The following is a 21858-nucleotide window of genomic DNA, read 5'->3' as shown; positions in this document are numbered from 1 at the left end:
TCAAGACCGGGCTGGACGCGTACATCGTCCACTGGAACACCAAACGACGCCAGAAACGACTCGGGGGACACACCCCGGAGGAATTCCGGAACATGTCCCCCACAGCCTGATCAGGTACCCTTAATAAACCACGTCCAGCAATCGGGGCGCAGTTCAGTCAGAGGGGGCCTAGTGTCAGAGGGAACCTACTTGGTGACGGGTTCGGCGGTGTCGCCGTTGCCTGAACCGGTGCCGCTGTCGGAACCGGAACCGGAGCCGGTTCCGGAGCTCGAGCTGGAGCTCTGCGTGGTGAGCGTGATCGTCGCGCCCTTGTCAGCCTGGCCGGCGGCCGGGTTCTGCGAGGTCACCTTGTCGCTCGTGCCGGTCGAACCGGACTGCGTGACAGTGAAGCCGAGCGCCTCCAGCTGGGCCTTGGCGGCCGAATACGTCTGACCGGTCACGTCCGGCACCGTCACCTGCTCCTTGCCCCTCGACACGACGACCGTGACCGCGGAGCCCTGCGCGACGGACGAGCCCGAACCCGGGTTGACGCTCATCACCGTGCCGGCGGCGATCGTGTCCGAATACTCCTCGGTGATCGTCACGGTGAAGCCGAGCGACTGCAGCGAGGCGACCGCGGCGTCCTTGGCCTGGCCGACGATGCCGTCCGGGACCTTCGTCATGCCGGAGGAGACGTACAGCTGGATCGCTGTGCCCTTCGGCTGCGAGGTGCCGGCCGCCGGATCGGTGCGCGTCACCGCGCCCTGCTCGATGTCGGCGCTGTTCTCGGACTGCACGCTGGACAGGACCTTGAACCCGGCCTTCTCCAGCGCGGCCTTCGCCTCCGACTGGGACATGCCCTTCACGTCGGGCACGGTCACGCTCTGCGGGCCGGCGGAGAACCACACCTTCACGGTGGAGCCCTTGGTCGCCTTCGTGCCGCCCTCCGGGCTCTGCTTGGTGAACGTGCCCTCCGGCTCGGTCGAATCGTTGTCGATCATCGCCTGGAACTGGAAGCCGGCCGCCTCGATCGTCGACTTGGCGCGGTCCTTCGTCATCGCGGAGGTGATCGTCGGCACGGTCGCGGTCTGCGAGACCGTCTTCTCGCCGCCCATCGCGAAGAACACGGCGATGAGGATCGCGACGACGACCAGGCCGCCGATCACCGAACCGAGGATGATCTTCTTCTTCCGCTTCGCCTTCGCGGCGGCCTCGCGCTGCGCGGCGCGCGAGCGGGCGGCGGCCGCGGCGGTCTGCTGGCCGGCGCCGACGGCCGCCGGCACCTGGTCGAACTGACCGGTCACCGGATTGAACGCCTGCGTCGAATTCTTGTCGTTCGGGTTGAGCGGCACGGTGGCGGCGTCCTGCTCGGCCTGCTTGCGCGCCTTCATGTTCGCCAGATCGGTGAGCGGGTTGAACGCGGCGGCCACCGGCACGCCGCCGTTCATGTACGTGAGGATGTCGTTCTTGAAGTCGGCGGCCGTCGCGTAACGGTTCTGACGGTCCTTCGCCATCGCCTTCGCGCAGATCGAATCCCACATCTTCGGCAGGCCCGGAACGACGGCGGACGGCGGCGTCGCCACCTCGGAGACGTGCTGGTAGGCGATCGCCACCGCTGAATCGCCGGTGAACGGCGGACGGCCGGTGAGCATCTCGTACAGCACGCAGCCGGCCGAATACAGGTCGGAGCGCATGTCGACGGTCTCGCCGCGCGCCTGCTCGGGGGAGAGGTACTGCGCGGTGCCGACCACGCCCTGCGACTGGGTCATCGTGGCGGCGGAATCGTCGAGCGCGCGGGCGATGCCGAAGTCCATGACCTTGACCATGCCCTGCTCGGAGATCATGATGTTGCCGGGCTTGATGTCGCGGTGGATCACGCCCATGCGGTGCGAGTACTCGAGCGCGTTGAGCACGCCGAGCATCACCTGTTCGGCGTCGCGCTGGCTCAGGGCGCCGTTCACGCGGATGATGTCGCGCAGCGTCTGGCCCTTCACGTACTCCATGACGAGGTACGGCAGGCGCTCGGGCTGGCCGTTCTCGGAGATCACCGTCTCCTCGCCGGAATCGTAGATGTTGACGATGTTCGGATTGTTCATCTGCGCGACCGAATGCGCCTCGCGGCGGAACCGCTTGAGGAAGATCTCGTCGTTGGCGAGGTCGGCGCGCATGATCTTGATGGCGACGGTGCGGCCCAGTCGCGTGTCCGTGGCGACGTGCACCTCGGCCATGCCGCCACGACCCACCAGCTGTCCCAGCTGGTAGCGGCCCTGGGCGAGAGAAGAGGGCATGTTGCTCATTGCTGCTCCTTCCAAAGCGTCTGCTGGTCCGTGCCGGCGGCACGCCTGTCAGGCGACGAGACGAGGGGAATGTGCGGGGTGCTGGCGATCCTGCGCGGCAGGCGCCTCCCCGTGGTGATGGTGGCGTCGTTGAGCTCGGTCTGCTGGTCGAGCAGGCGGCGTTCGATGCGCGCGAGCGTGCGCGAGACGACGAGCGCGTCCTTCGGGCGGTCGAGCGGGTCCTTGGCGAGCATCGACATGACGAATTCGCGCAGCTGCACGTCGACCGTGTCCGGCAGCGGCGGCACCGGGTCGTTCACATGCGCGGCCGCGATGTCGACGGGCGTCGCGCCGGTGAACGGGCGGTGCCCGCACAGGCCCTCGTAGGCGACCACGCCGAGCGAGTAGATGTCCGACTGCGGCGTGGCCTGCTGGCCCTGCGCCTGCTCGGGGGAGATGTACTGCGCGGTGCCGACGACCATGCCGTCCTGCGTGATCTGCTCCTGGTTCGTCGAATAGGAGACGCCGAAGTCGGTGATCTTCACCTCGCCGTTGTCCGCGACCATGATGTTCGCGGGTTTCACGTCGCGGTGGATCACGCCGTGGCTGTGCGCGACGAACAGGCCGCGCGCGGTCTGGATGAGGATCGGCAGCAGCTCCAGCGGGTCCATCGCGCCCTTCTCGTGGAAGATGTCGGCGAGGGACTTCGACGGCACGTACTCCATGATGAGGAACCCGATGCCGTCATGCTCGTAGTATTCGAACAGCGCGGCGATGTTCGGGTGCGCGAGGTTCGCGGAATTGTGCGCCTCGGCGCGCAGACGGCGAAGCTTCGCCTCCGCGTTCGTCAGGTCCGAGCGCAGCGCCTTGATGGCGACCGGGCGGCCGAGCTGGATGTCCCAGCCCTTCCACACCTCGCCCATGCCGCCCTTCGCGATGCGCGAGTCAAGGCGGTATCGGCGATGGATCAGCTGTCCTTCGATCAGTTTCATTGCTTGAGCGCCTCCTCGAGTACGGAGCGGAAGATCGGGCCGGCGGAGGTGATGCCGTATCCGGTGGTGTTGTGGACGACGACGGCGATCGCGATCTTCGGGTCGTCGGCGGGGGCGAAGCCCATCACCCACGCGTCGATCGCGCTGTTGTCGGCACCGATCTGCGCGGTGCCGGTCTTCGCCGCCACGCTCACGCCGGTCGGGGCGAGCGTCGGGGAATCCTTCGTGACGACCGCCTGCATCATCTGCGTGAGCTTGTTCGCCGTGTCCGAGCTGAACGGTTCGGACATCGTCGAGGCCTTCGTCTCGGACAGCACGGACAGGTCGCTGGCGCGCACGCGGTCGACGAGCGTGGGCCGCATCAGCGTGCCGTCGTTCGCGATCGCGGCGGCGATCATCGCGTTCTGCAGCGGCGTCTCGGTGACGTCGCCCTGGCCGATCGAGGCGAGTGCGAGCTTGTCGTCGGTCATCGACGTCGGGAAGTTCGAGGCTACGGCCTTCATCGGGGAGCCGGTCGATTCGGTGCCGTCCACGACGATCGAGCTGCCGAAGCCGAGCTTCGTGGCCATGTCGGCGATCTTGTCCTGGCCGAGCGCGACGCCGAGCTGGGCGAACGCCGTGTTCGACGAGTAGGCGAGGGCGTCCTCGAAGCTGATCGTGCCGTTCGAGCCGTTCGCTTGGTATTCGACGTTGGTGAGGTCGGTGACCGTGCCGGGCAGCGTGTAGCTCGCGCCGGCCGGGATCTGCGTGTCCGTCTGGTACTGGCCGGTCTCGAGCGCGGTGGCCGCCACGACGGTCTTGAACGTCGATCCGGGCGGGAACAGCTGGCTGGTCGCGTTGTTGAGCATCGGATTGTTCGGATCCTGCGTGAGGTTCGCGTAGTTCGTGGTCAGCGTCTTGCCGTCATGCGTGGTGAGCAGGTTCGGGTCGTAGCTGGGCGTCGACACCATCGCGAGGATGCGTCCGGTCTTCGGTTCGATCGCGACGACCGAGCCGGACTGGCTGCCGAGCGCGTTGTACGCGGCCTGTTGCAGGCCCGTGCTGATCGACGTCTCGATGTTCGCGCCCTTGTTCTCGGACCCGGTGAGCGTCGACTTGATGCGCTGCCAGAACAGGCTGTCCGATTCGCCGGAGAGCAGCGAGTTGCGCGACGCCTCGATGCCGCGGTCGGCGCGCTGGCTGATCGAGAAGTAGCCGGTCACGGGCGCGTACAGCGGGCCGTTCGCGTAGGAGCGCTGGTATTTGAACGCGTCGTTCGACGGATTCGATTGCGCGAGCACCGTGCCGTCGGAGGCGAGAATCGAGCCGCGCGGCGCGCCGAACTCATGGTAGAGGGCGCGCGAGTTGCGCGTGTCCGTGTTGAGCTCGGTCGCGCGGATCGCGGTGATGATCGTCGTCGACAGGCCGAGGATAGTGAACAGCACGATCACGGCGGTGAACAGCTGGCGGAGGGTCTTGTTCATCGGGCACCTCCCTGCGCGGCGCGTGCGGTCCGCTCGGCGCGCGAGGCACGGCCGCCGCGGCCGGAATGTGCGCCATGGGCGGCGTGCGAGGCGTGGCGTTCGCGCTCGGCGTCGGCCTCGTCGGAGGCCGCGCGCTCGACCTTGCGTTCCTTGAGCTCATGGTCGCGCAGCACGGCCATCGCCTCGAACTGGAACGTCTCGGAATCGGTGTCCGGTGCGGGCTTGTTCGCCGAGTTCGAGATGATGAGCAGCAGCGTCGCGAGGATGTAGTTCGCGATGAGCGACGAGCCGCCGGCCGCCATGAACGGCAGCGTGAGGCCGGTCAGCGGGATGACGAGCGTGATGCCGCCGACCACGGTGAACACCTGGAACGCCATCGTGAACACGAGACCGGAGGCGAGCAGCTTGCCGAAGCCGTCCTTGATCTTCATCGCGGTGATGAAGCCGGAGGCGATGATGATGATGTACAGCACGAGCACGCCCATGCAGCCGACGAGACCCATCTCCTCGCCGACGGAGGCGTAGATGTAGTCGGAGTTCGCGAACGGCGTGAGATTCGGATGCCCCTGGCCGAGGCCGGTGCCGAGCATGCCGCCGGAGGCGAGGCCGAACAGGCCGGTCACGATCTGGTAGGAGCCGCCGTACGCGCGGTTGTACAGTGCGTTGTCGAACGGATGCAGCCAGGCCTCCACGCGGGCGCCCACATGGCTGAACAGGCTCGCGGCGAGCACCGCGCCCGCGGCGAACGCGATGAAGCCGATGACGATCCAGCTCAGACGGCCGGTCGCCACGTACAGCATCGCGACGAACATCGCGAAGAACATCAGCGAGGTGCCGAGATCGTGCTGCATGATGAGCACGCCCATCGCGGCCACCCACACGATGATGATCGGGCCGAGGTCCTTGATGCGCGGCAGCTGCAGGCCGAGCACCTTCTTGCCGCCGACGGCCAGCTGGTCGCGGTGGTCGAACAGGTACGCGGCGAAGAAGAACGCGAGGAACAGCTTGGCGAACTCGCCCGGCTGGATCTGCCCGAGGCCGGGGATGCGGATCCAGATGCGCGCGCCGTTGATCTCCTGGCCGAGGCCGGGCAGCATCGGGGAGAGCAGCAATACGAGGCCCACCACCATGCTCACGTACGAGAAGCGGCGCAGCACGCGGTAGTCGCGCAGGCCGATGACGAGCGCCGCGCACAGCACGATCGCCACGCATACGAACATGATCTGGCGCAGCGCCACCGCGGACTCGTTCTCATGGTCGATACGCGCGATCATCACGACGCCGATGCCGGTGAGCAACAGCACGCACGGCTGGATCACCTGGCTCGCATACGGCTGGAACCGGTCCACGAGGATCCAGAAGACGAGCGACAGCACGCCGGCCGCGCCCAACGCCATCAGATACTCGGACGGGAACGAGCCGTCGACGCGCATGAACATCTGGTAGAACGCGATGCCGCAGATCGCGAACGACGCGAGCAGCAGCGCGATCTGACGGAGACGGAGGACGATCATCACTGGTCCCCGCCTTCCTTCTCCATCGTCTTCAACTCGTCACGGATCAGCTTGACATGGTCCTGAGCCTCGCTCAGGCTGTCGCGCACGATGCCCTGCTGCAACTCGGTGCGCCACGTGGCGGGCAGCTTGCTCACCTGGATCGACGTGCGCTCCACCTCGTGCGACAGTTCGAGGCCGGCGAGGTTCGTGGGCACGCCCTGATAGATCGCGACGACGCCGTCCGCCTCGCCGACGTAGTACTTCGACTGGCTGTAGCGGTACGCGCCGTACACGCCGCCCGCGATCGCGGCGAGCAGCGCGACGATCGCCACGACGAGCGCGACGCGGCGCCGCCGGCGGCGGTCGTGCTCGGTCCTGCGCTGTTCGACCTTCTCCTCGCGGATCGCCTGCTTGACGGCCGGATCGTTCGGATCGGTCGTGACTTCGCCATCGCTCTTCTTGACGACCGGGATCTCGCCCGTGTCCGGATTGCGGCGTTCGCCCGCCTCCTCGCGCACGATGGACGGCTGGGCGACGCGCGGCGCCTCCTCGCGCTGGCCCGCGCCGGAGGCCGCGTCGTGCGCCTCCTGCGTGAGCGCGGCCGCGCGACGGGCCGGAGAGCCGTCGTCGCGCAGCGCGGGGGCCGTCGCGACCGGCTCGTTGACGATGTCGGCGAGCGGCTCGAGGCTGGCGCTCGCGGCACCGCCGACGAGCGGCGTCTGCTGGGGGAGCGCGAACGCGTGCGCGTCGAGCGCGAGCGTCGCGTCGCCGATCACGGCGGTCACGTTGTCGGTGCTGCCGGCGCGCAACGCCATCGAGACGAGACGTTGGGCACATTCGGCCGGATCGGACAGTTCCGTCATCGTCTCGGCGATCGTGGAGTCCTCGAGCACGCCGCACAGACCATCGGAGCACAGCATCCAGCGGTCGGCCGGATGCGCCTTGAGGATCGCGATGTCCGGATGCGGGTCGATGTCGAAGTCGCCGAGCACGCGCATCACGACGTTGCGTTGCGGATGGTTCTTCGCCTCCGAGGCGGTGATGCGGCCCGTGTCGATGAGATGCTGGACGTAGCTGTGGTCCTGCGTGGCGCGGCTCAGCACGCCGTCGCGCAGCAGGTAGGCGCGGGAGTCGCCGATGTGCGCGAGCACCCACCAGCCGTCGACGAGCGCGACGGTGGTCACGGTGGTGCCCATGCCGGCGAGCTTGCGTTCGCGGCGGGCCTTGCCGACAATCGCGTCGTGCGCGGCCATCACCGAGGTCTCCATCATCGAGGCGACGGAGGCGACGTCGTCGGTCACGTCGTCGCGTTCGATGTGCGCGAGCGAGCGGATGGCGATCGTCGAGGCGGTGTCGCCGCCCGCGTGGCCGCCCATGCCGTCGCAGATCGCGATGAGATGCTCGCCGGCGAACGAGGAATCCTGGTTGTTCGCGCGCACGGTGCCCACGTCGGAGACGGTGGTCGAGCACAGGAAGAGCTTCTGGTCGGCGGCGTCGGCGTCAGTCGCGGCGGAGGTGCCGGTGCCGGTATCGACGGTGTCGGGGTCGCCGGAGCCGTCGGCGTCGCCGATCATGTCGTCCATGTCGTCGCCGGCGGGGGCCGCATAGCCGTCGTCGGCGACGACCGCGTCCGGGGTCGGTTCCGGATTCGGGTTCACGACGATCGGCGTGGTGGTCTGCGTATCCCGTGCGCTGACGGGCATCGCCTGGGTGGCCTGCTCGTCCTGCTCGGGCGCGCGCCCGGCGGACTGCTGCGGCAACGGCGTGGTGGGCGACTGGTCGGCGGATCCTGTCATGGATGCATCACCTCAGCTCGAAAGTAGTGGCGCCGATGCGCACGGGCACACGGGCGGGAAGTACGGTTGGCACGGTCAGACGCTGGCCGTTGACGACGGTTCCGTTGGTGGAGCCGAGATCCTCGATCGCCCACTGGCCGGACAGCGGATCGGCGTACACGCGGGCGTGATGCGAGGAGACGAATTCGTCGTCGAGCACCACGGTGTTCGACGCGGCGCGGCCGAGGGTGATCGCCTCGCCGGTCAACGGCACCGAGGAACCGGCCAACGGGCCGTCGATGATGACCAGCAGCGTCGGCCCCTGGGACGTGCCGCCGGCGGCGGCGGGGGTGGTGGCACGCGGCGCCGCCGGCTTGGGCGCGCTCGTGCGCGGCGTCTCGCCGGAGGGCGCCACGACGGGCGCGCCGCCCGTCACCGGGACGGCGGGCGCGGCGGCCTTGCGCGCGGCATGGCGCTCCTTGCGACGACGCGAACGCGAGGGACGCGGACTGAAGGACTCGATGTCCTTGTGCAAAGAACGCACGGCGAACCACGCGAACACCCACAGCAGAATCAGGAATCCATACTTGAGCAGTGCGAATGTCAGTTCGGTCATGCGGTTTCGACCTTAATCTCTACGGAGACCCCTGCGGGGCCTCCACGGATCTTCACGCCGTGGGGCGCGTCACTCCTGCTCCTGGGAGGACGCCCAGTAGAGGATGCGCGTGCGGCCGATCGTGATGGTGTTGCCGTCCAGCAGCGTGGCGGCGGGCACCTGATGGCCCTCGACGTACGTGCCGTTCGTGGAGCCGAGATCGCGGGCGATCACGCCGTTCGGGGTGATGTCGATCTCGAGATGCTTGCGGGAGATGCCCGGGTCGTCGATGACGATGTCGCAGCCGGAGCCGCGGCCCAGGATCGTCTTGTCCTTGGTGAGCAGGTACTGGCTGCCGTTGATCTCCAGCAGCGGGCTGTCCTGGTTCTGGTCGGTGGTGGTGACCGGCACCGCGTTGCCCTGCACCGAGGCGGAGGTCAGCTTGAAGCTGCCCTTGCTCAGGTCGAGGTCCTCCTCGAAGATCACGACCACCGGGCCGACGAACGCGTAGTGCTGGGTGCGCGCGTAGTTCGTCAGGTTGTCGGCCAGTTCGTCGGCGAGGGTCTCGCTGCCCCACTGCTCGATGCGGTCGAAGTCGGGCGTGCTCAGCTTGAAGCGGTATTCGTTCGGGGCGACCGTGCGGTCGCGGCCCACAGGCATGGCCTCGTTGTCGATCTCGCGCTCAAGTGCGCTGGACAGGTCGACGGGCTGCAGATCCTTGGAGCCGAACTTCGAGAACACTCCGTTCACTGCGCCTTCCACGCTTTTCTCAAAACGGTCGAGAACGCTCATAGTCATCCCTTTCTATCCTTGACTAGTGTACGCAGGGGTTGGAACGGGCCATATTTCACGCGTCGATACTTGCAAAAGCAACAAATCACGGCGTGTTCCGGGCTCGACGCCATGCCATTTTAGGGCTGATTCCCCACTTGGTCGCCTGCCGTGGCCTCCGCGCGAAGACGGGTATCGTGGGCGGCATGAGTGTTATCGATGATTTCCCCCGCGCGAAGGCGCGCACCCTGCGGTTCACCTGCGGCGCCCCGCGTTCCGCCACGGCGATCGGCGACGGTTCCGAAGCCCTGTTCCTGCGTTCCGACGGCCCCGAGGATCTGGTGACCACCCTGTGGCTCAGCTGGTTCGACGCGGACGGCCGCCACCACGAGACGAAGCTCGCCGACCCGCGCGACCTGCTCGGCGCGGGCGCGGACAGCGAGGACGTCCCGGCCGAGGAGAAGGCCCGCCGCGAGCGCGCCCGCGAAGGCGGCGCCGGCATCGTCTCCTATTCGGTGTGCGCCGACGGCGACCGCGTCGTGTTCACGATCAACGGCCGTCTGTATCTCACCGAAATCGACTGGGGCGACGATGCGGAGGAAGGCGACGCGGAGGGGGCCGACGGCCACGCCGCCGCGCCGGACGTCGCCACGCGCGAGCTCGCCGGCGCATGGCTCGACGAGGACCCGGCGCTGTATACGCCGGTCCTCAACCCGCGCATCAGCCCGGACGGCGAGCACGTGCTGTACACCACCGGCGAGCGGCTCATGCTCGTCGACATCGGCGACTGGCCGGATGAGGACGTCGTCGACGCCGCCGAAGACGACGACTACGAGCCGCTCGACGACCGCGTGACCGCGATCTACGGCGTCTCCGTCGAGGACGAGGACGGCAACCCGGCCGAGAACACGTGGCGGATCGGCCTCGCCGAATTCGTCGCCGGCGAGGAGATGAACCGCTACGACGGCTTCTGGTGGGCGCCCGATTCGCGCCACGTGCTTTTCGAATCCTTCGACACCGCCGACGAACCCACCTGGTACATCGCCGATCCGGCCGACCCGGAACAGCCGGCCGCGGGCCGCCGCTACCCGCGCGCGCTCACCCGCAACGCCGACGTCTACCTGACCGCGCTCACGCTCGACTTCGACGCGGACGGACGCTACACAGGCATCCTCGCGAACGCCGACGTCGACTGGGACAACGAATCCTACGAATACGTGGCCGCCGTACGCTGGACGCGCGGCCACGACCCGATCGTGCTCGTCCAGAACCGCCGTCAGACGCGCGACCAGGTGCTCCAGGTCACAGTCGCGCGCCCGACCGCCGACCATCCGTTCGGCTCCACCCACGTGATGGAGGAGCACGCGAACGACCAGTGGATCGACCTCGTCGCCGGCACGCCCGCGCTCACGCCCGACGGACGGCTCGTCAGCGCGTGGAACGACATGGCCGGCGACACGAACCGGCTCACCGTCGACGGCCACGCGTTCACGCCGCTCGGCTGGAACGTGCGCACCGTGCTCGACGTGACCGACGACGACGTGCTCGCCGTCGTCCAGCACGACGCCCGCAGCTTCGACGTGGTGAGCCTCGGCTACGACGGTTCGATGACGCCGGTCACGACGACGACCGGCGTGTGGACCGCGTCGCGCGCCGGACGCGGCATCGTCGTCACCGGCCGTTCGATGGCCGCCCCCGGCGTCACGATGGAACACGCGCTGACCGCCGGGCTCCCCCTGACGAGGGAGCTGTCGGCGAAGCCGACTGAGGGAGAGACCACGGTCGGAGCCGCCTCCGTCCGCCTGACCGCGACCATCGCGAACCACGCCGCCGAACCCGGATTCACGCCGAACGTGACGTTCACGCGGCTCGGCGAGCATCGCCTGTACACGGCGATTGTCGCGCCGTCCGCCGGAAGCTCGTACGCGCACGCCGCGCAACTGCCCGTGCTGATGAAGCCGTACGGCGGCCCCGGATTCCAGCAGGTCGTCGCCGCGCAGTCCTTCTACTGGGACGCGCAATGGTGGGCCGACCAGGGCTTCCTCGTCGTCACCGCGGACGGCCGCGGCACCACCGGCCGCGGCCCGCGCTGGGACCGCGAGATCTTCGAGAATATGAAGGACGTGACCCTCGCCGACCAGATCGAAGCCGTGCACGCCCTGCCCGACGCCGTCGCCGCGCTCAACGCGGCGCAGCAGGTGGATGCCGCGGCGCCGATCCCCGCGCCGGACCTCGACAAGGTCGCGATGATCGGATGGTCGTACGGCGGATTCCTCTCCGCGCTCGCCGTGCTCGACGCCCCCGACGTGTTCGCCGCCGCCTGCGCCGGCGCGCCGCCCACCGACTGGACGCTCTACGACACCCACTACACCGAGCGCTACCTCGGCCTCGACCCGGCCGTGTACGAACGCAACTCGATCATCGCGGACGCGCCGAAACTGCGCCGCCCGCTCATGATCATCCACGGATTCGCCGACGACAACGTGACCATCGCGCACAGTCTGCGCCTCTCCCAGGCGCTGATGGCCGCCGGCCGCCCGCACACGTTCCTCCCGCTCACCGGCATCACCCACATGACCAACGACGAGACCGTCGCCGAGAACCTGCTCACCCTCCAACGCGACTTCCTCAGGAACGCCCTCGCGTAGGTTCGCGGGCACCCCCTCAGCCGCGCTTCGCGCGACAGCTCGTCCGCAATTACGGACAGCCCATGGCTGACCTCCTGTCGGCTTGCCTGTCGGCTCGCACGTCGCCTACAAACGCCGCCGGCGTTTGCTCTACGGCGACGTCCCATCAGGGGGAGCTGGCCGGCCATGGGCCGGACTGAGGGGGTGGGTGACGGACCGGACCGCGCTATCACGTCGCCGCTCGCGTAGGATGGGCGGCATGACGCAGCTGAACATGATCGACGAACGCCAGTACGCCGAGACAATGCGCGGGACCGTGATCCCCGCGCTCGCCGCCTGCCGCGACGAAGGCTGGTTCGACCCGTCGGCCGCCGAGCGGGCCGCCGGGCTCGAACCGCTGCCCGGCAACATGGACACCGGCGGCCGCGGCGGCCAGCTGCACTACCTGTGCTACGACGCGGCCAAGTTCGACTCCCAGCGCGAGGCCGGCGCCACCGCGGCCTTCCGCGGTGCGATCGTCATCAGCCATGGGTTCACCGAGTTCGCCGAGAAATACGACGAACTCGTCTGGTATTTCCTGCTCGCCGGCTATTCCGTGTGCGTGCTCGACCATCGCGGGCACGGCAAGTCCGCGCGCGACGTCGACAATCCGTCGCTCGTCTGGATTGACGATTGGCGGCGCTACGTCGCCGACCTCGCCGGGTTCGCCGAAACGATCGGACAGTCGTATGCGGATGGCCGCCCGCTCAACCTGTTCTGCCATTCGATGGGCGGCGGCATCGGCGCGGCCGTGCTGGAACGCTACCCGTCGCTGTTCGACCGGGCCGTGCTGTCCGCGCCGATGATCGCGCCGCAGACCGGCATGCCGATGTGGCTGACGCGCGCGCTCGTCGGCGCGTTGTGCGCGTGCGGATTGGGTCGCCACCGCGTGTTCGGCCAGAAGGATTTCGACGGCGTGCTCGACCTGAGCTCCTACCAGCTGTCGAGCGAGCCGCGCGAACGCTGGTACCACGAACTACGTTGCGCCAATCCCGAATACCAGACGTACTGCGCCTCGTTCGAATGGGTGCGGCAGGCGATGCGCATGAACCGGGCCGTGCTCGCCCCGGCCGCATGCGCCGAGATCGAGACGCCGATTCTGCTGTTCCAGTGCGGACACGACATCTGGGTGCGCAACCAGCCGCAGACCGAGTTCGTGCGCCGCGTCAAGGACGGCTCCGGCCAGGCCACGCTCGTGCGCATCCCCGAATCCGAGCACGAGGTCTTCTCGATGCCGAACAAGGTCGCCGGGCCTTATCTGGAACGCATCCTCGCCTTCTACGGCGAAAAAGTGCTCGCCGAAGAGTAGCGGAAGCGCTCCGCGCGGCTCGGTCCTTGACCCCCTCAGTCCGGCCTACGGCCGGCCAGCTCCCCCTGAAGGGGGCGCAGAGTCATGGCCATCGCTTTCGCGGATGTCGGTTTTCCTTGCTCCCCCTTTCAGGGGGAGCTGTCCGCGAAGCGGACTGAGGGGGTTGGGCGAGCCGACAAGCGAGCTGGTGCCAGGTCGGGCCGTAGGCCCGTCCATAATCGCGGACGGGCTCCCGGCGAAGCCGGCCAAGAATTGGCCCCCTCTGACGAGGGGGCTCCCGGCGAAGCCGGGTGGGGGAGAGATAGTTACCAATGTCACGTTCCAGCTGTCTCTCCCTCCGTCCCGGCTGCGCCGGGCCACCTCCCTCGTCAGAGGGAGGCGAACGCGCGCCCTACGTAGGTGGGTGTTGTTTTTCATGCATTGTTCACTTTGATGTCGCTTGGCGGTATCGGCGGCGCAAGAAGCGCGTTCGACAATGGAATCATGGATAGGAAAGTTGGGTTTCGCCGTCGAATCGCCGCAGCGGCGGCAGTGATTTGCGCCGCCGCCATGATGCTCACCGGATGCGCGTCGGGCGGCAACGGATCGAATGGTTCCGGCAACGGGTCGAACGGCGCGAACGGCAACGCCTCCGCCCCCGCCGGCACCTCGTCGACGAGCAATAACGGCACCACGCAGACGTTCAAGCCGGGCTCCGGTTCCGCCGGCGACATCCGCATCGCCTCCGGCTCCGAGAACAAGGAGGTGGCCGGCGCGATCCAGAAGGCCGCCGACGCGTCCGGCGTGACCGTGACCGTCGACTACATGGGTTCGCTCGACATCATGAACGTGCTCGAATCCGGCGCCGCCGAGTACGACGCCGTCTGGCCCGCCTCCTCGATGTGGATCTCGATGGGCGACACCAAGCACCTCGTCAAGGACGCGCAGAGCACGTCCACCACGCCGATCGTGTTCGGCATCGCGAAGAAGAAGGCCGAACAGCTCGGCTGGGCGGACTCCTCCGGCAAGACGAAGGCCGTCTCCACCGCCGACGTGCTCGCCAAGGTGAAAAGCGGCGACCTCAAGTTCTCGATGACCTCCGCCACGCAGTCCAACTCGGGCGCCTCCGCGTACCTCGCGTTCATGACCGCGCTGCGCGGCGGCACCGGCCCGCTCACCGACAGCGACCTCGCCGACGCCTCGCTCACCTCGTCGGTCGCGCAGCTGCTCAAGGGCGTGGACCGCTCCTCCGGCTCCTCCGACTGGCTGAAGGACATGGTCGTGGCCAACCCCGACCGCTTCGACTCGATGGTCAACTACGAGTCGCTCGTCATCCAGGCCGATAAGACGCTCACGAAGAACGGCCATGACCCGCTCCTCACCATTTACCCGTCCGATGGCATCGCCGTGTCCGATTCGCCGCTCGGCTACGTGGACCGCGGCCAGGCCTCCGGCAAACGCAAGGCGTACGACGCGTTCGCGAAGGCGCTGCACTCCAAGGACTCCAAGCTCGAATTCGAGCGCGCGGGCCGCCGCACCGGACTCGGCGGCGCGCTCACCTACGCCTCCGACAGCCAGGTCAAGCAGTCGTTCCGCGCCGCCTGGGGCATCGATACGAACGCGAGCACGCTGAAGGCGATTCCGCTGCCCACCGCGAAGACCATCACCAAGGCGCTCGACGTGTACCAGAACGGGCTGCGCAAGCCCAGTTGGACCGTGTGGGTCGTCGACTACTCCGGTTCGATGGACGGCGACGGCAAGAACGGCGTCGTCAAGGGCCTCAAGGCGGCGCTCGACCCGACCGAATCGGCGGCGGCGCACATCCAGCCCTCCGGCAACGACGTCAACATCCTCATCCCGTTCGAAAGCATCCCGCACGATCCGATCCGCGCCAACGGCACCGACACCGGCAACCTGCTCAACACGGCCGAAGTCACCGCGGCCGACGGCGGCACCGACATCTACGCGGGACTCGAAGCCGCGTACCAGCAACTGCCGGGCGCCGACCAGAAGAACGACTACACGACCGCGATTGTGCTGATGACCGACGGCCAGTCGCAGGTCAACAACCGTGACGCCGCGCTCGCCCAGTACAAGGACGACAGCCTCGACGTCCCGATCTTCTCGATCATGTTCGGCGACGCCGACTCCTCGCAGCTCGACCCGATCGCGCAGATGTCCAACGCGAAGGTGTTCGACGGCCGCACCGGCGACCTCGCCGACGTGTTCCGCACCGTCAAGGGATTCAACTGATGCTCCAAATCATCTGCGGAATCATCGCCGGCGGCGTGCTCGCCGTGCTCGGATTCGCCGTCTCCGGCGGCGGCGTCATCGGCCTCGGCGTCTCGCTCGCGCTCGCCGCGCTCGGCTACGTCGCCGGGTCGTCGCTCACCGAGCCGGAACGCCGCATCGGCCACATGCTCGCCAGCGCGCTGCCGAACGGACAGAAGGCGGCCGACGCGATCGACGCCGCCAACTCGCGCCTCAACGCGATCGCCATGCTCGCCCGGCAGGTGCACGACGAGCAGGTGAAGGCCGAGGCGGACGATTTCGTCGCCGCGACCCGCAGCCTCGTCGACTACGTCGCCAAGGACACGTCCGCCTACGCGATTCTGCGCCACTACATCACCGTGTACGGCGAACAGACGCAGAAACTGCTGCGCGCCTACGTGGACGTCGAATCGTCCGGCGCGCATGACCAGGCCGAGAAGGCGAGGGTCGAGACCATCGAGGCGTTGCAGGTGCTGGAACGCACCGCCGCCGGCGAACTGAGCCGCGCCGTCAGCTCGAAGACGCTCGGCATCGCCGCCGACTCCGACGCGATCCAACGCCTCGCCAGCATGGACGGCTACCAGACGGCGGCGCCCGCCTCCACCCCCGCCGGCGGGGGTCGGCAGGCTTTGCCGGCCGGGGGGTGGTCCGGCGAGTCACCAGAGCAGCCAGAGCAGAAAGTCGAATCACAACAATGAAACTGTCGAAATCGAAGATCATCGGATTGGTGGCGCTGCTCGCCATCGTCGCCATCATCGGAGGCACGCTCGTCTGGCGGCAGGCGCAGCCCAAGCCGGCCGCGCCCGTCGAGACGGTGAAGGTGAACGGCTACCTCGGCGGCGAGAAGATCGGACTGTTCGACGATCCGGACTTCCAGAAGGCCGCCGCCGCGCAGGGTCTCAACGTCGACTACCGCAAGGCCGGCAGCCTCGCGATGATGACCGCGGACACGAAGGGCATGGACTACCTGTTCCCCTCCTCCCGCGCCGCCGTCGAATACGGCGCGGACAAGGGTGTGAAGGCCACGCAGAGCGACATCGTGTTCAACTCGCCGATCGTGCTGTACACGCACAAGGCCGTCGCCGACGGACTCGTCTCCAGCGGACTGATGAGCAAAAGCAAGGACGGCGTCTACTCGATGGACATGGCCAAGGCCGTCGACGCGATGGTGCACGACAAGACGTGGGCGGACGTCGGCTACGCGGCCGGCTACGGACAGTTCCGCATCGACTCCACCGACCCGGTCCAGTCCAACTCCGGCAACGAGTACGCGGCGCTCATCGCCAACGTGCTCAACGGCGGCCAGCCCGCCACCACCGATTCGCTCGCCCGCGACAAGGAGACCATCAAGTCGATCTTCGCGAAGTCCGGATGGATGGAGAACTCGTCCGAGGATTCGTTCAACCAGTTCCTCACGCTCGGCGTCGGCTCCAAGCCGATGATGGTCGGCTACGAAGCGCAGATTCTCGACCTCGCCGTCAACCAGCCGGACGCATTCAAGCAGATCAAGGACGATGTCGTCATCGTCTACCCGACGCCCACCGTGTGGAGCACGCACACGCTGATGGCGCTCGACAAGAAGGGGGAGAAGCTGCTCACCGTGCTCAAATCGCCCGCGATCCAGAAGCTCGCCTGGGAGCAGCACGGGTTCCGCGCCGCCAACTTCACCGGCACCGACTCGATCAAGCGCTTCAAGGTGAACGGCACGCTCGACCAGATCCCCGCCGTCTCCGAACTGCCCCGCAACAGCGCTATGCAGGAACTCATCGAAGCCCTCAAAGGACTGACGCCGCAGCCGCAGTGACGCTGCACCGGGCTCCCGTGAAGCGGGTGGGGGAGAGGCCTGCGCCCCCTTCAGGGGGAGCTGTCGCCGAAGGCGACTGAGGGGGCAAAAACCGTTTATCGAAAGGAACACAATCATCATGGCAAAACAGATCTCACTCGCCGACCTCGCCGGCGGCAACACGGTCACGAATCCCGCACTCGCCGGGCTGAACGGCGCCGGAACGGGCGCCGCAGCCGGCGAACTCGTCCCCACCGCCGCACAGGCCGTCGCCGACGCGACCCAACTCACACCCGACCAGCAGATCGCGAAACTTCCCGCCGCCGACCAACAGACCGTCGCGCAGATGGCCGACCAGATCGACTTCACCCGCGACGGCATCGAATCCAGCTACGGCAAGGACGCGCAACGCGCCACCAGCACGTTCGCCGACGAAATCCTCTCCGAAACCCGCTCGAAGGACACCGGCGAGGCGGGCGAACTGCTCGGCACGATGCTCGTCACCATCGACGAGGCCGAACTCAGCGGATTCCGCAAGATCCCGATCCTCGGCCAGGTGGCCGTCTCGATCGACAAGCTGCGCCGCCGCTACCAGAAGGTCGACGCGCAGATCGACGAGATCATCACCAAGCTGGAGGCCGCGCAGTCGCGCCTCGTCGCCGACATCTCCATGTACAACACGATGTACGAGCAGAACGCGCAGCAGTACCGCGAACTCAAGATCACCGTGCTCGCCGGCAAGAAGGCGCTCACCGACTTCCGCGCCACGCAGCTGCCCGCGCTCGAGGCGGAGGCGACGAAGAGCGGCGACCCGATGCAGGCGCAGCTGCTCAAGGACTTCAAGGCGAAGCTCGACCGGTTCGAGAAGCGCCTCGACGACCTCGACCGCATCTCCGTTGTCACGCTGCAGACCGCGCCGCAGATCAAGATTATCCAGAACGCGGACCAGACCATCGTCGACAAGATCGACACGACCATCTCCACGACGATCCCGGTGTGGAAGTCGCAGATGGTGATCGCGCTCGGCCTGTCCAACCAGCGCAAGGCGCTCGACCTGCAGAACAAGGCCGACGACGTGACCAACAAGCTGCTGCAACGCAACGCATCCGCCCTGCACAAGGGCGCGGTGGACGCGGAGAAGGCGAACCAGCGGTCCGTGGTGGAGATCGAGACGCTGGAGAAGATCAACTCGGAACTCATCGCCACGCTGAAGGAGACCGTGCAGATCCAGAAGCAGGGCAAGGCGAACCGCGAGGCCGCCCAGGTCAAGATGCGTCAGATCGAATCCGACCTCAGGAACGCCCTCATCGAAAACGCCCAGGCCATGTGACTCGGTACGCGCCTCCCCCGCATATGCGCCCCCTTCAGGGGGAGCTGGCGCCGAAGGCGACTGAGGGGGAGCCCCCTACTTCCGCTTCCCCGTGAACGGTTCGAGCAGCGTGTTCGGATTCGAGACGCCGAACATGCTGCGCCCACCCGTCTTCTCCGGGTGACGCGCGACGATCGCCATCGAGATCGCGCCCGGCACCATGATGATCGCGAAGATCGCCGCGAGCCCCCAATGCACGAAGAAACCCAACGCGAGGAACACGACGACCAGGCCGATCACGGTCGCGACGATGGTGACGGTGCGCGTCTTCGCGCTCACCGGCTTGAGACCGTCCTCGTCTTCGCCGGACCGCGGCCGGCTCTGTGGCTGCTTCTCGGATTCATGTGCTTCGCTCATACGCCCCAGCATAGTGCCGTTCGGCCGTGGTCTGGCCGCGGTTCGGGAATCGTCCGGTGCCATACTGGTAGCCATGAGTGAGAAGAGCACCCCCACATTCGAACGCACGCCGCGCGACATTCTGATCGGCGCCGGTCTCGTCCTGTTCGGCGGACTGCTGTGGGGATGCAACGCCACCGTGTCGAAGGTGCTGATGGGGCCGTATCACGTCGATCCGCTGTGGCTCGCCTGCATGCGCGAACTGTTCGCCGGCGTCCTGTTCCTCGCCGCGGCGGGCATCCGCACGCCGAAACTCGTCGCCGGCGCGGTGCGCGACCGGAAATCGTATCTGTCGTTCTTCGTGTGCTCACTCGTATGCGTGCTCGCCGTGCAGGTCGCCTACCTCTCCTCGATCGACTGGACGAATGCCGGAACCGCCACCGTATTGCAGTCGTTGAACCTGCTGTTCGTGCTGCTGTTCGTCTGCATCCGCGGGCGGCGCTTGCCTGGACTGCGAGAAAGCGCGGGCGTTGCGCTCGCGTTCGCCGGCACCGTGCTCATCGCCACCGGTGGCGACCTGTCCACGCTGAAACTGCCGGCCATGGGCCTCGTGTGGGGACTCATCAACGCGGCGGCGACCGGCGCGATGTCGATTCTGCCGATGAAGCTCGTGCAGCGGTGGGGCAACATGGTGGTCAACGGTGTGATGTTCGTCATCTCGGGGCTGGTGCTGCTGCCGATCGTGCGGCCGTGGGCCGGGTCGCCCTCGTTCGACGGGCTCGGCTGGGCGCTGATGGCGTTCACCGTGGTGCTGGGCACGTTCGGGGCGTTCGGGCTGTTCCTCGCGGGCGTGGTGCGGGTCGGCGCGATGCGCGCCACGATGCTCGGCACGGTCGAGCCGGTCGCCGCCACCGTCTCCTCGGTGCTGTTCCTCGGGGCCGTGTTCACGCCCACTGATTTGGTGGGCTTCGTGCTCATCCTCGCCATGGTGTTCCTGGTGCGGTGACGGGCACATGCCTAAGGGCCTGCCCCCCTGGCCCTTTCCCCTTACTTTCTCGCAGTCTCTCCCGGTCCCTGTCTTCTTTGCCTTCCCGTTCCCGTCCTTGCGAAGGGGACGCCGACCTATCGAACGATTGGAATGAGTAATGATGAGTGATGAGATCATCCGTGTGCATGCCGTGGTGACGGGCATGGTGCAGGGCGTGGGATTCCGCTACTTCGTGGTGACGAAGGTGCGCGCAATCAGCGGGCTGTCCGGATGGGTGCGCAACCGCTATGACGGCTCGGTGGAGGTCGAGGCGCAGGGGTCGCGCGCCGCGGTCGCGCAGCTGATCAGCGCGCTGAAGGTCGGCCCCCGCTGGTCGCAGGTCGAGCATGTGGAAGTGCGCGAGATCCCGGCGGAAGACGGTGCCGGGATGCGTGCCGGCATTGGCTCCAAGCGAGGTTCCCGTGCCGGGGACGGTTCTCGCCGTGCGGCGGAACGGGCCGATTCCTTCCGCGTCTATCCCGATGCCTGAATGGCGTTGATCGCGCGGTGCTGCTCCGCTTCGTTGCCCTTTGGGCCGCGTTATATCCCGTATGCGGTAGGCGCATAGGCTGGCCGTATGGCGAATGTGTATGGTTTGCGGGGCGTTGTGTAGGGTTTCTGACTGGTTGTGTATGGTTCCGGGGCGAACGTGCATGATTGCGGAACGAACGTGTAGTCCATCTGAGCGAACCTGTGGGGTGGCGGCGTGAAGAGCCGCCTGTTCGCTCTGTCGGCCGGTAGGACGTTTGGCGGAATTCCGGGCTTTTGCGCAGGCGCTTGTGCCTGTGCCAGGGCGTTCTTCGGCACCACACCGTACACGTTCGGTCCGGAGGACTACACATTGCCCCGGGAATCGTGCAGGTTGCTCCGGAAACCATGCAGGTTGCGTTCTGAACCATGCACACCGCCCTCCAAACCATGCGCATTCGCGGGTTCGCGTCCGTATTCGCTGATTCCCGGGCATGTTCACTGTGGGTAAAACCGTGGAATGATTCGGGCTGCCGGGAATTGAGTGAAGTGAAAGGCGAAGGTGAGAGCCCCGGAAGGGGTTCCGGAACCGGCCACGATATCCGTTCGGGTTCGCCGCCTATGGCAGGACGGTGGACGGGACGGTAGCCAAGCCGTGTTCTCTCCTTGTTGAAGGAGTACCGATTATGGCGATGTTTCCGGCTTTGATGAATGACACGATGTTCTCCGATCTGTTCGATGACCCGTTCTTCGAGGGATGGCGCAACATGGACTCTCAGATGGGCTCCATGATGCCGGCGAACACGATGGCGAACATGATGACCACGGATGTGCGTGAGACCGACAAGGGCTACGACGTGGACATCGATATGCCGGGCTTCAAGAAGGATGACATCAAGCTCGAGCTGAACAACGGCTACCTGACCGTGTCCGCCTCGCGTTCGAGCGAGCATGAGGACAAGGCTCCGGAGTCTGCGAACGCCTCCGACGCCCAGGGCAAGGGCGAGCAGTGCGCCTGCGGTTCCGACGAGTCCGGTCGTTGGCTGCGTCGCGAACGCTACATGGGTTCCTGCTCTCGTAGCTTCTACGTGGGCGACGAGGTGAAGGAATCCGACATTCACGCCAGCTACAACAACGGCACGCTGTGCATTCAGGTTCCGAAGATGCAGGCCCAGCCGCAAGTCGAGTCCAAGCACCAGATCGCGATTGAAGGCTGAGCCGTTAAGCAGACAGCCCGGTGGGCTGTCTGTAGGCTCAGCCTGAGCGAGGCGAAAGCCGAGCGAAGGCAGGTCTGAGCCCGGCC

General features: G+C 67.0%; 15 protein-coding genes and 4 pseudogenes. 10 read left to right on the top strand and 9 right to left on the bottom strand.

Annotated features, from left to right (window positions below):
- The coding region (locus AC1AYP_RS04030; protein ID WP_476546810.1) for an IS3 family transposase at nt 1-110 on the top strand (110 nt) is incomplete at its 5' end.
- Between the two features lie 75 nt (nt 111-185).
- On the opposite strand, the gene pknB is transcribed toward AC1AYP_RS04030, so the two are convergent.
- The 8 genes and pseudogenes from pknB to AC1AYP_RS03990 all read right to left on the bottom strand — a co-directional run bounded on the left by pknB (nt 186) and on the right by AC1AYP_RS03990 (nt 9368).
- Nucleotides 186-2276: a Stk1 family PASTA domain-containing Ser/Thr kinase gene (gene pknB / locus AC1AYP_RS04025; RefSeq protein ID WP_476532510.1), complete on the bottom strand. Its 2091-nt coding sequence runs from the start codon at nt 2274-2276 to the stop codon at nt 186-188.
- Nucleotides 2273-3247, bottom strand: a complete 975-nt coding sequence (locus tag AC1AYP_RS04020) for a serine/threonine-protein kinase (RefSeq protein ID WP_476502246.1) — start codon at nt 3245-3247, stop codon at nt 2273-2275. Before AC1AYP_RS04020 ends, pknB begins: the two co-directional genes overlap by 4 nt.
- Complete coding sequence (locus AC1AYP_RS04015; protein ID WP_476502247.1) at nt 3244-4710, bottom strand: peptidoglycan D,D-transpeptidase FtsI family protein; 1467 nt, start codon at nt 4708-4710, stop codon at nt 3244-3246. Before AC1AYP_RS04015 ends, AC1AYP_RS04020 begins: the two co-directional genes overlap by 4 nt.
- Entirely contained in the window at nt 4707-6224 is a 1518-nt protein-coding gene (locus AC1AYP_RS04010; protein ID WP_476502307.1) for an FtsW/RodA/SpoVE family cell cycle protein, read from the bottom strand. The genes AC1AYP_RS04015 and AC1AYP_RS04010 overlap by 4 nt, the downstream gene beginning before the upstream one ends.
- Before the next feature lie 358 nt (nt 6225-6582).
- A pseudogene (locus AC1AYP_RS04005) lies at nt 6583-8002 on the bottom strand (PP2C family protein-serine/threonine phosphatase); the annotation flags it as partial.
- 7 nt (nt 8003-8009) lie between these two features.
- Nucleotides 8010-8381, bottom strand: a pseudogene (locus AC1AYP_RS04000) (FHA domain-containing protein FhaB/FipA); the annotation flags it as partial.
- A gap of 71 nt (nt 8382-8452) precedes the next feature.
- Nucleotides 8453-8597 (bottom strand): annotated as a pseudogene (locus AC1AYP_RS03995) (FHA domain-containing protein FhaB/FipA); the annotation flags it as partial.
- 69 nt (nt 8598-8666) lie between these two features.
- Nucleotides 8667-9368: an FhaA domain-containing protein gene (locus AC1AYP_RS03990; RefSeq protein ID WP_476502248.1), complete on the bottom strand. Its 702-nt coding sequence runs from the start codon at nt 9366-9368 to the stop codon at nt 8667-8669.
- 185 nt (nt 9369-9553) lie between these two features.
- Here AC1AYP_RS03990 and AC1AYP_RS03985 point away from each other — a divergent pair, with 185 nt between their 5' ends.
- The 6 genes from AC1AYP_RS03985 (at nt 9554) to AC1AYP_RS03960 (ending at nt 18685) form a co-directional block, all read left to right on the top strand.
- Nucleotides 9554-11995, top strand: coding sequence for a prolyl oligopeptidase family serine peptidase (locus AC1AYP_RS03985; RefSeq protein WP_476546806.1), 2442 nt, complete (start codon nt 9554-9556; stop codon nt 11993-11995).
- A gap of 229 nt (nt 11996-12224) precedes the next feature.
- The gene (locus AC1AYP_RS03980; RefSeq protein WP_476546809.1) at nt 12225-13322 is read left to right on the top strand and encodes an alpha/beta fold hydrolase; all 1098 of its coding nucleotides are present in this window, start codon (nt 12225-12227) and stop codon (nt 13320-13322) included.
- Between the two features lie 483 nt (nt 13323-13805).
- Nucleotides 13806-15554 carry a VWA domain-containing protein gene (locus AC1AYP_RS03975; RefSeq protein WP_476546805.1) on the top strand — a complete coding sequence of 583 codons (1749 nt, stop codon included), beginning with the start codon at nt 13806-13808 and terminating at the stop codon, nt 15552-15554.
- Entirely contained in the window at nt 15554-16270 is a 717-nt protein-coding gene (locus AC1AYP_RS03970) for a hypothetical protein (RefSeq protein ID WP_476546804.1), read from the top strand. The genes AC1AYP_RS03975 and AC1AYP_RS03970 overlap by 1 nt, the downstream gene beginning before the upstream one ends.
- A complete protein-coding gene (locus tag AC1AYP_RS03965) occupies nt 16267-17376 on the top strand; it encodes a hypothetical protein (RefSeq protein ID WP_476532503.1) in 1110 nt (369 codons plus the stop codon). The genes AC1AYP_RS03970 and AC1AYP_RS03965 overlap by 4 nt, the downstream gene beginning before the upstream one ends.
- A gap of 118 nt (nt 17377-17494) precedes the next feature.
- Entirely contained in the window at nt 17495-18685 is a 1191-nt protein-coding gene (locus tag AC1AYP_RS03960) for a toxic anion resistance protein (protein WP_476546803.1), read from the top strand.
- A 75-nt stretch (nt 18686-18760) separates the two neighbouring features.
- Here AC1AYP_RS03960 and AC1AYP_RS03955 read toward each other — a convergent pair whose 3' ends face one another.
- Nucleotides 18761-19081 (bottom strand): hypothetical protein, encoded by a 321-nt coding sequence (locus AC1AYP_RS03955; protein ID WP_476546802.1) that lies wholly within the window; start codon nt 19079-19081, stop codon nt 18761-18763.
- A gap of 73 nt (nt 19082-19154) precedes the next feature.
- Between AC1AYP_RS03955 and AC1AYP_RS03950 the strand changes: the two genes are divergently transcribed.
- The 3 genes and pseudogenes from AC1AYP_RS03950 to AC1AYP_RS03940 all read left to right on the top strand — a co-directional run bounded on the left by AC1AYP_RS03950 (nt 19155) and on the right by AC1AYP_RS03940 (nt 21772).
- Nucleotides 19155-20066: a DMT family transporter gene (locus AC1AYP_RS03950; protein WP_476532500.1), complete on the top strand. Its 912-nt coding sequence runs from the start codon at nt 19155-19157 to the stop codon at nt 20064-20066.
- 139 nt (nt 20067-20205) lie between these two features.
- Nucleotides 20206-20490 (top strand): annotated as a pseudogene (locus tag AC1AYP_RS03945) (acylphosphatase); the annotation flags it as partial.
- Nucleotides 20491-21241: 751 nt separating this feature from the next.
- The gene (locus tag AC1AYP_RS03940) at nt 21242-21772 is read left to right on the top strand and encodes an Hsp20/alpha crystallin family protein (protein ID WP_476532499.1); all 531 of its coding nucleotides are present in this window, start codon (nt 21242-21244) and stop codon (nt 21770-21772) included.
- Nucleotides 21773-21858: the final 86 nt, after the last annotated feature.

This window comes from Bifidobacterium sp. LH_424, assembly GCF_056356895.1.
The sequence above is the reverse complement of the archived record's forward strand: the minus strand, read 5'-3'. Positions and strand labels throughout refer to the sequence as shown.

Bases quoted from the DNA above. Each gene is read 5' to 3' on its own strand.
- pknB (WP_476532510.1), bottom strand. From the start codon at position 2,276: ATGAGCAACATGCCCTCTTCTCTCGCCCAGGGCCGCTACCAGCTGGGA.
- AC1AYP_RS04020 (WP_476502246.1), bottom strand. From the start codon at position 3,247: ATGAAACTGATCGAAGGACAGCTGATCCATCGCCGATACCGCCTTGAC.
- AC1AYP_RS04015 (WP_476502247.1), bottom strand. From the start codon at position 4,710: ATGAACAAGACCCTCCGCCAGCTGTTCACCGCCGTGATCGTGCTGTTC.
- AC1AYP_RS04010 (WP_476502307.1), bottom strand. From the start codon at position 6,224: ATGATCGTCCTCCGTCTCCGTCAGATCGCGCTGCTGCTCGCGTCGTTC.
- AC1AYP_RS03990 (WP_476502248.1), bottom strand. From the start codon at position 9,368: ATGAGCGTTCTCGACCGTTTTGAGAAAAGCGTGGAAGGCGCAGTGAAC.
- AC1AYP_RS03985 (WP_476546806.1), top strand. From the start codon at position 9,554: ATGAGTGTTATCGATGATTTCCCCCGCGCGAAGGCGCGCACCCTGCGG.
- AC1AYP_RS03980 (WP_476546809.1), top strand. From the start codon at position 12,225: ATGGGCGGCATGACGCAGCTGAACATGATCGACGAACGCCAGTACGCC.
- AC1AYP_RS03975 (WP_476546805.1), top strand. From the start codon at position 13,806: ATGGATAGGAAAGTTGGGTTTCGCCGTCGAATCGCCGCAGCGGCGGCA.
- AC1AYP_RS03970 (WP_476546804.1), top strand. From the start codon at position 15,554: ATGCTCCAAATCATCTGCGGAATCATCGCCGGCGGCGTGCTCGCCGTG.
- AC1AYP_RS03965 (WP_476532503.1), top strand. From the start codon at position 16,267: ATGAAACTGTCGAAATCGAAGATCATCGGATTGGTGGCGCTGCTCGCC.
- AC1AYP_RS03960 (WP_476546803.1), top strand. From the start codon at position 17,495: ATGGCAAAACAGATCTCACTCGCCGACCTCGCCGGCGGCAACACGGTC.
- AC1AYP_RS03955 (WP_476546802.1), bottom strand. From the start codon at position 19,081: ATGAGCGAAGCACATGAATCCGAGAAGCAGCCACAGAGCCGGCCGCGG.
- AC1AYP_RS03950 (WP_476532500.1), top strand. From the start codon at position 19,155: ATGAGTGAGAAGAGCACCCCCACATTCGAACGCACGCCGCGCGACATT.
- AC1AYP_RS03940 (WP_476532499.1), top strand. From the start codon at position 21,242: ATGGCGATGTTTCCGGCTTTGATGAATGACACGATGTTCTCCGATCTG.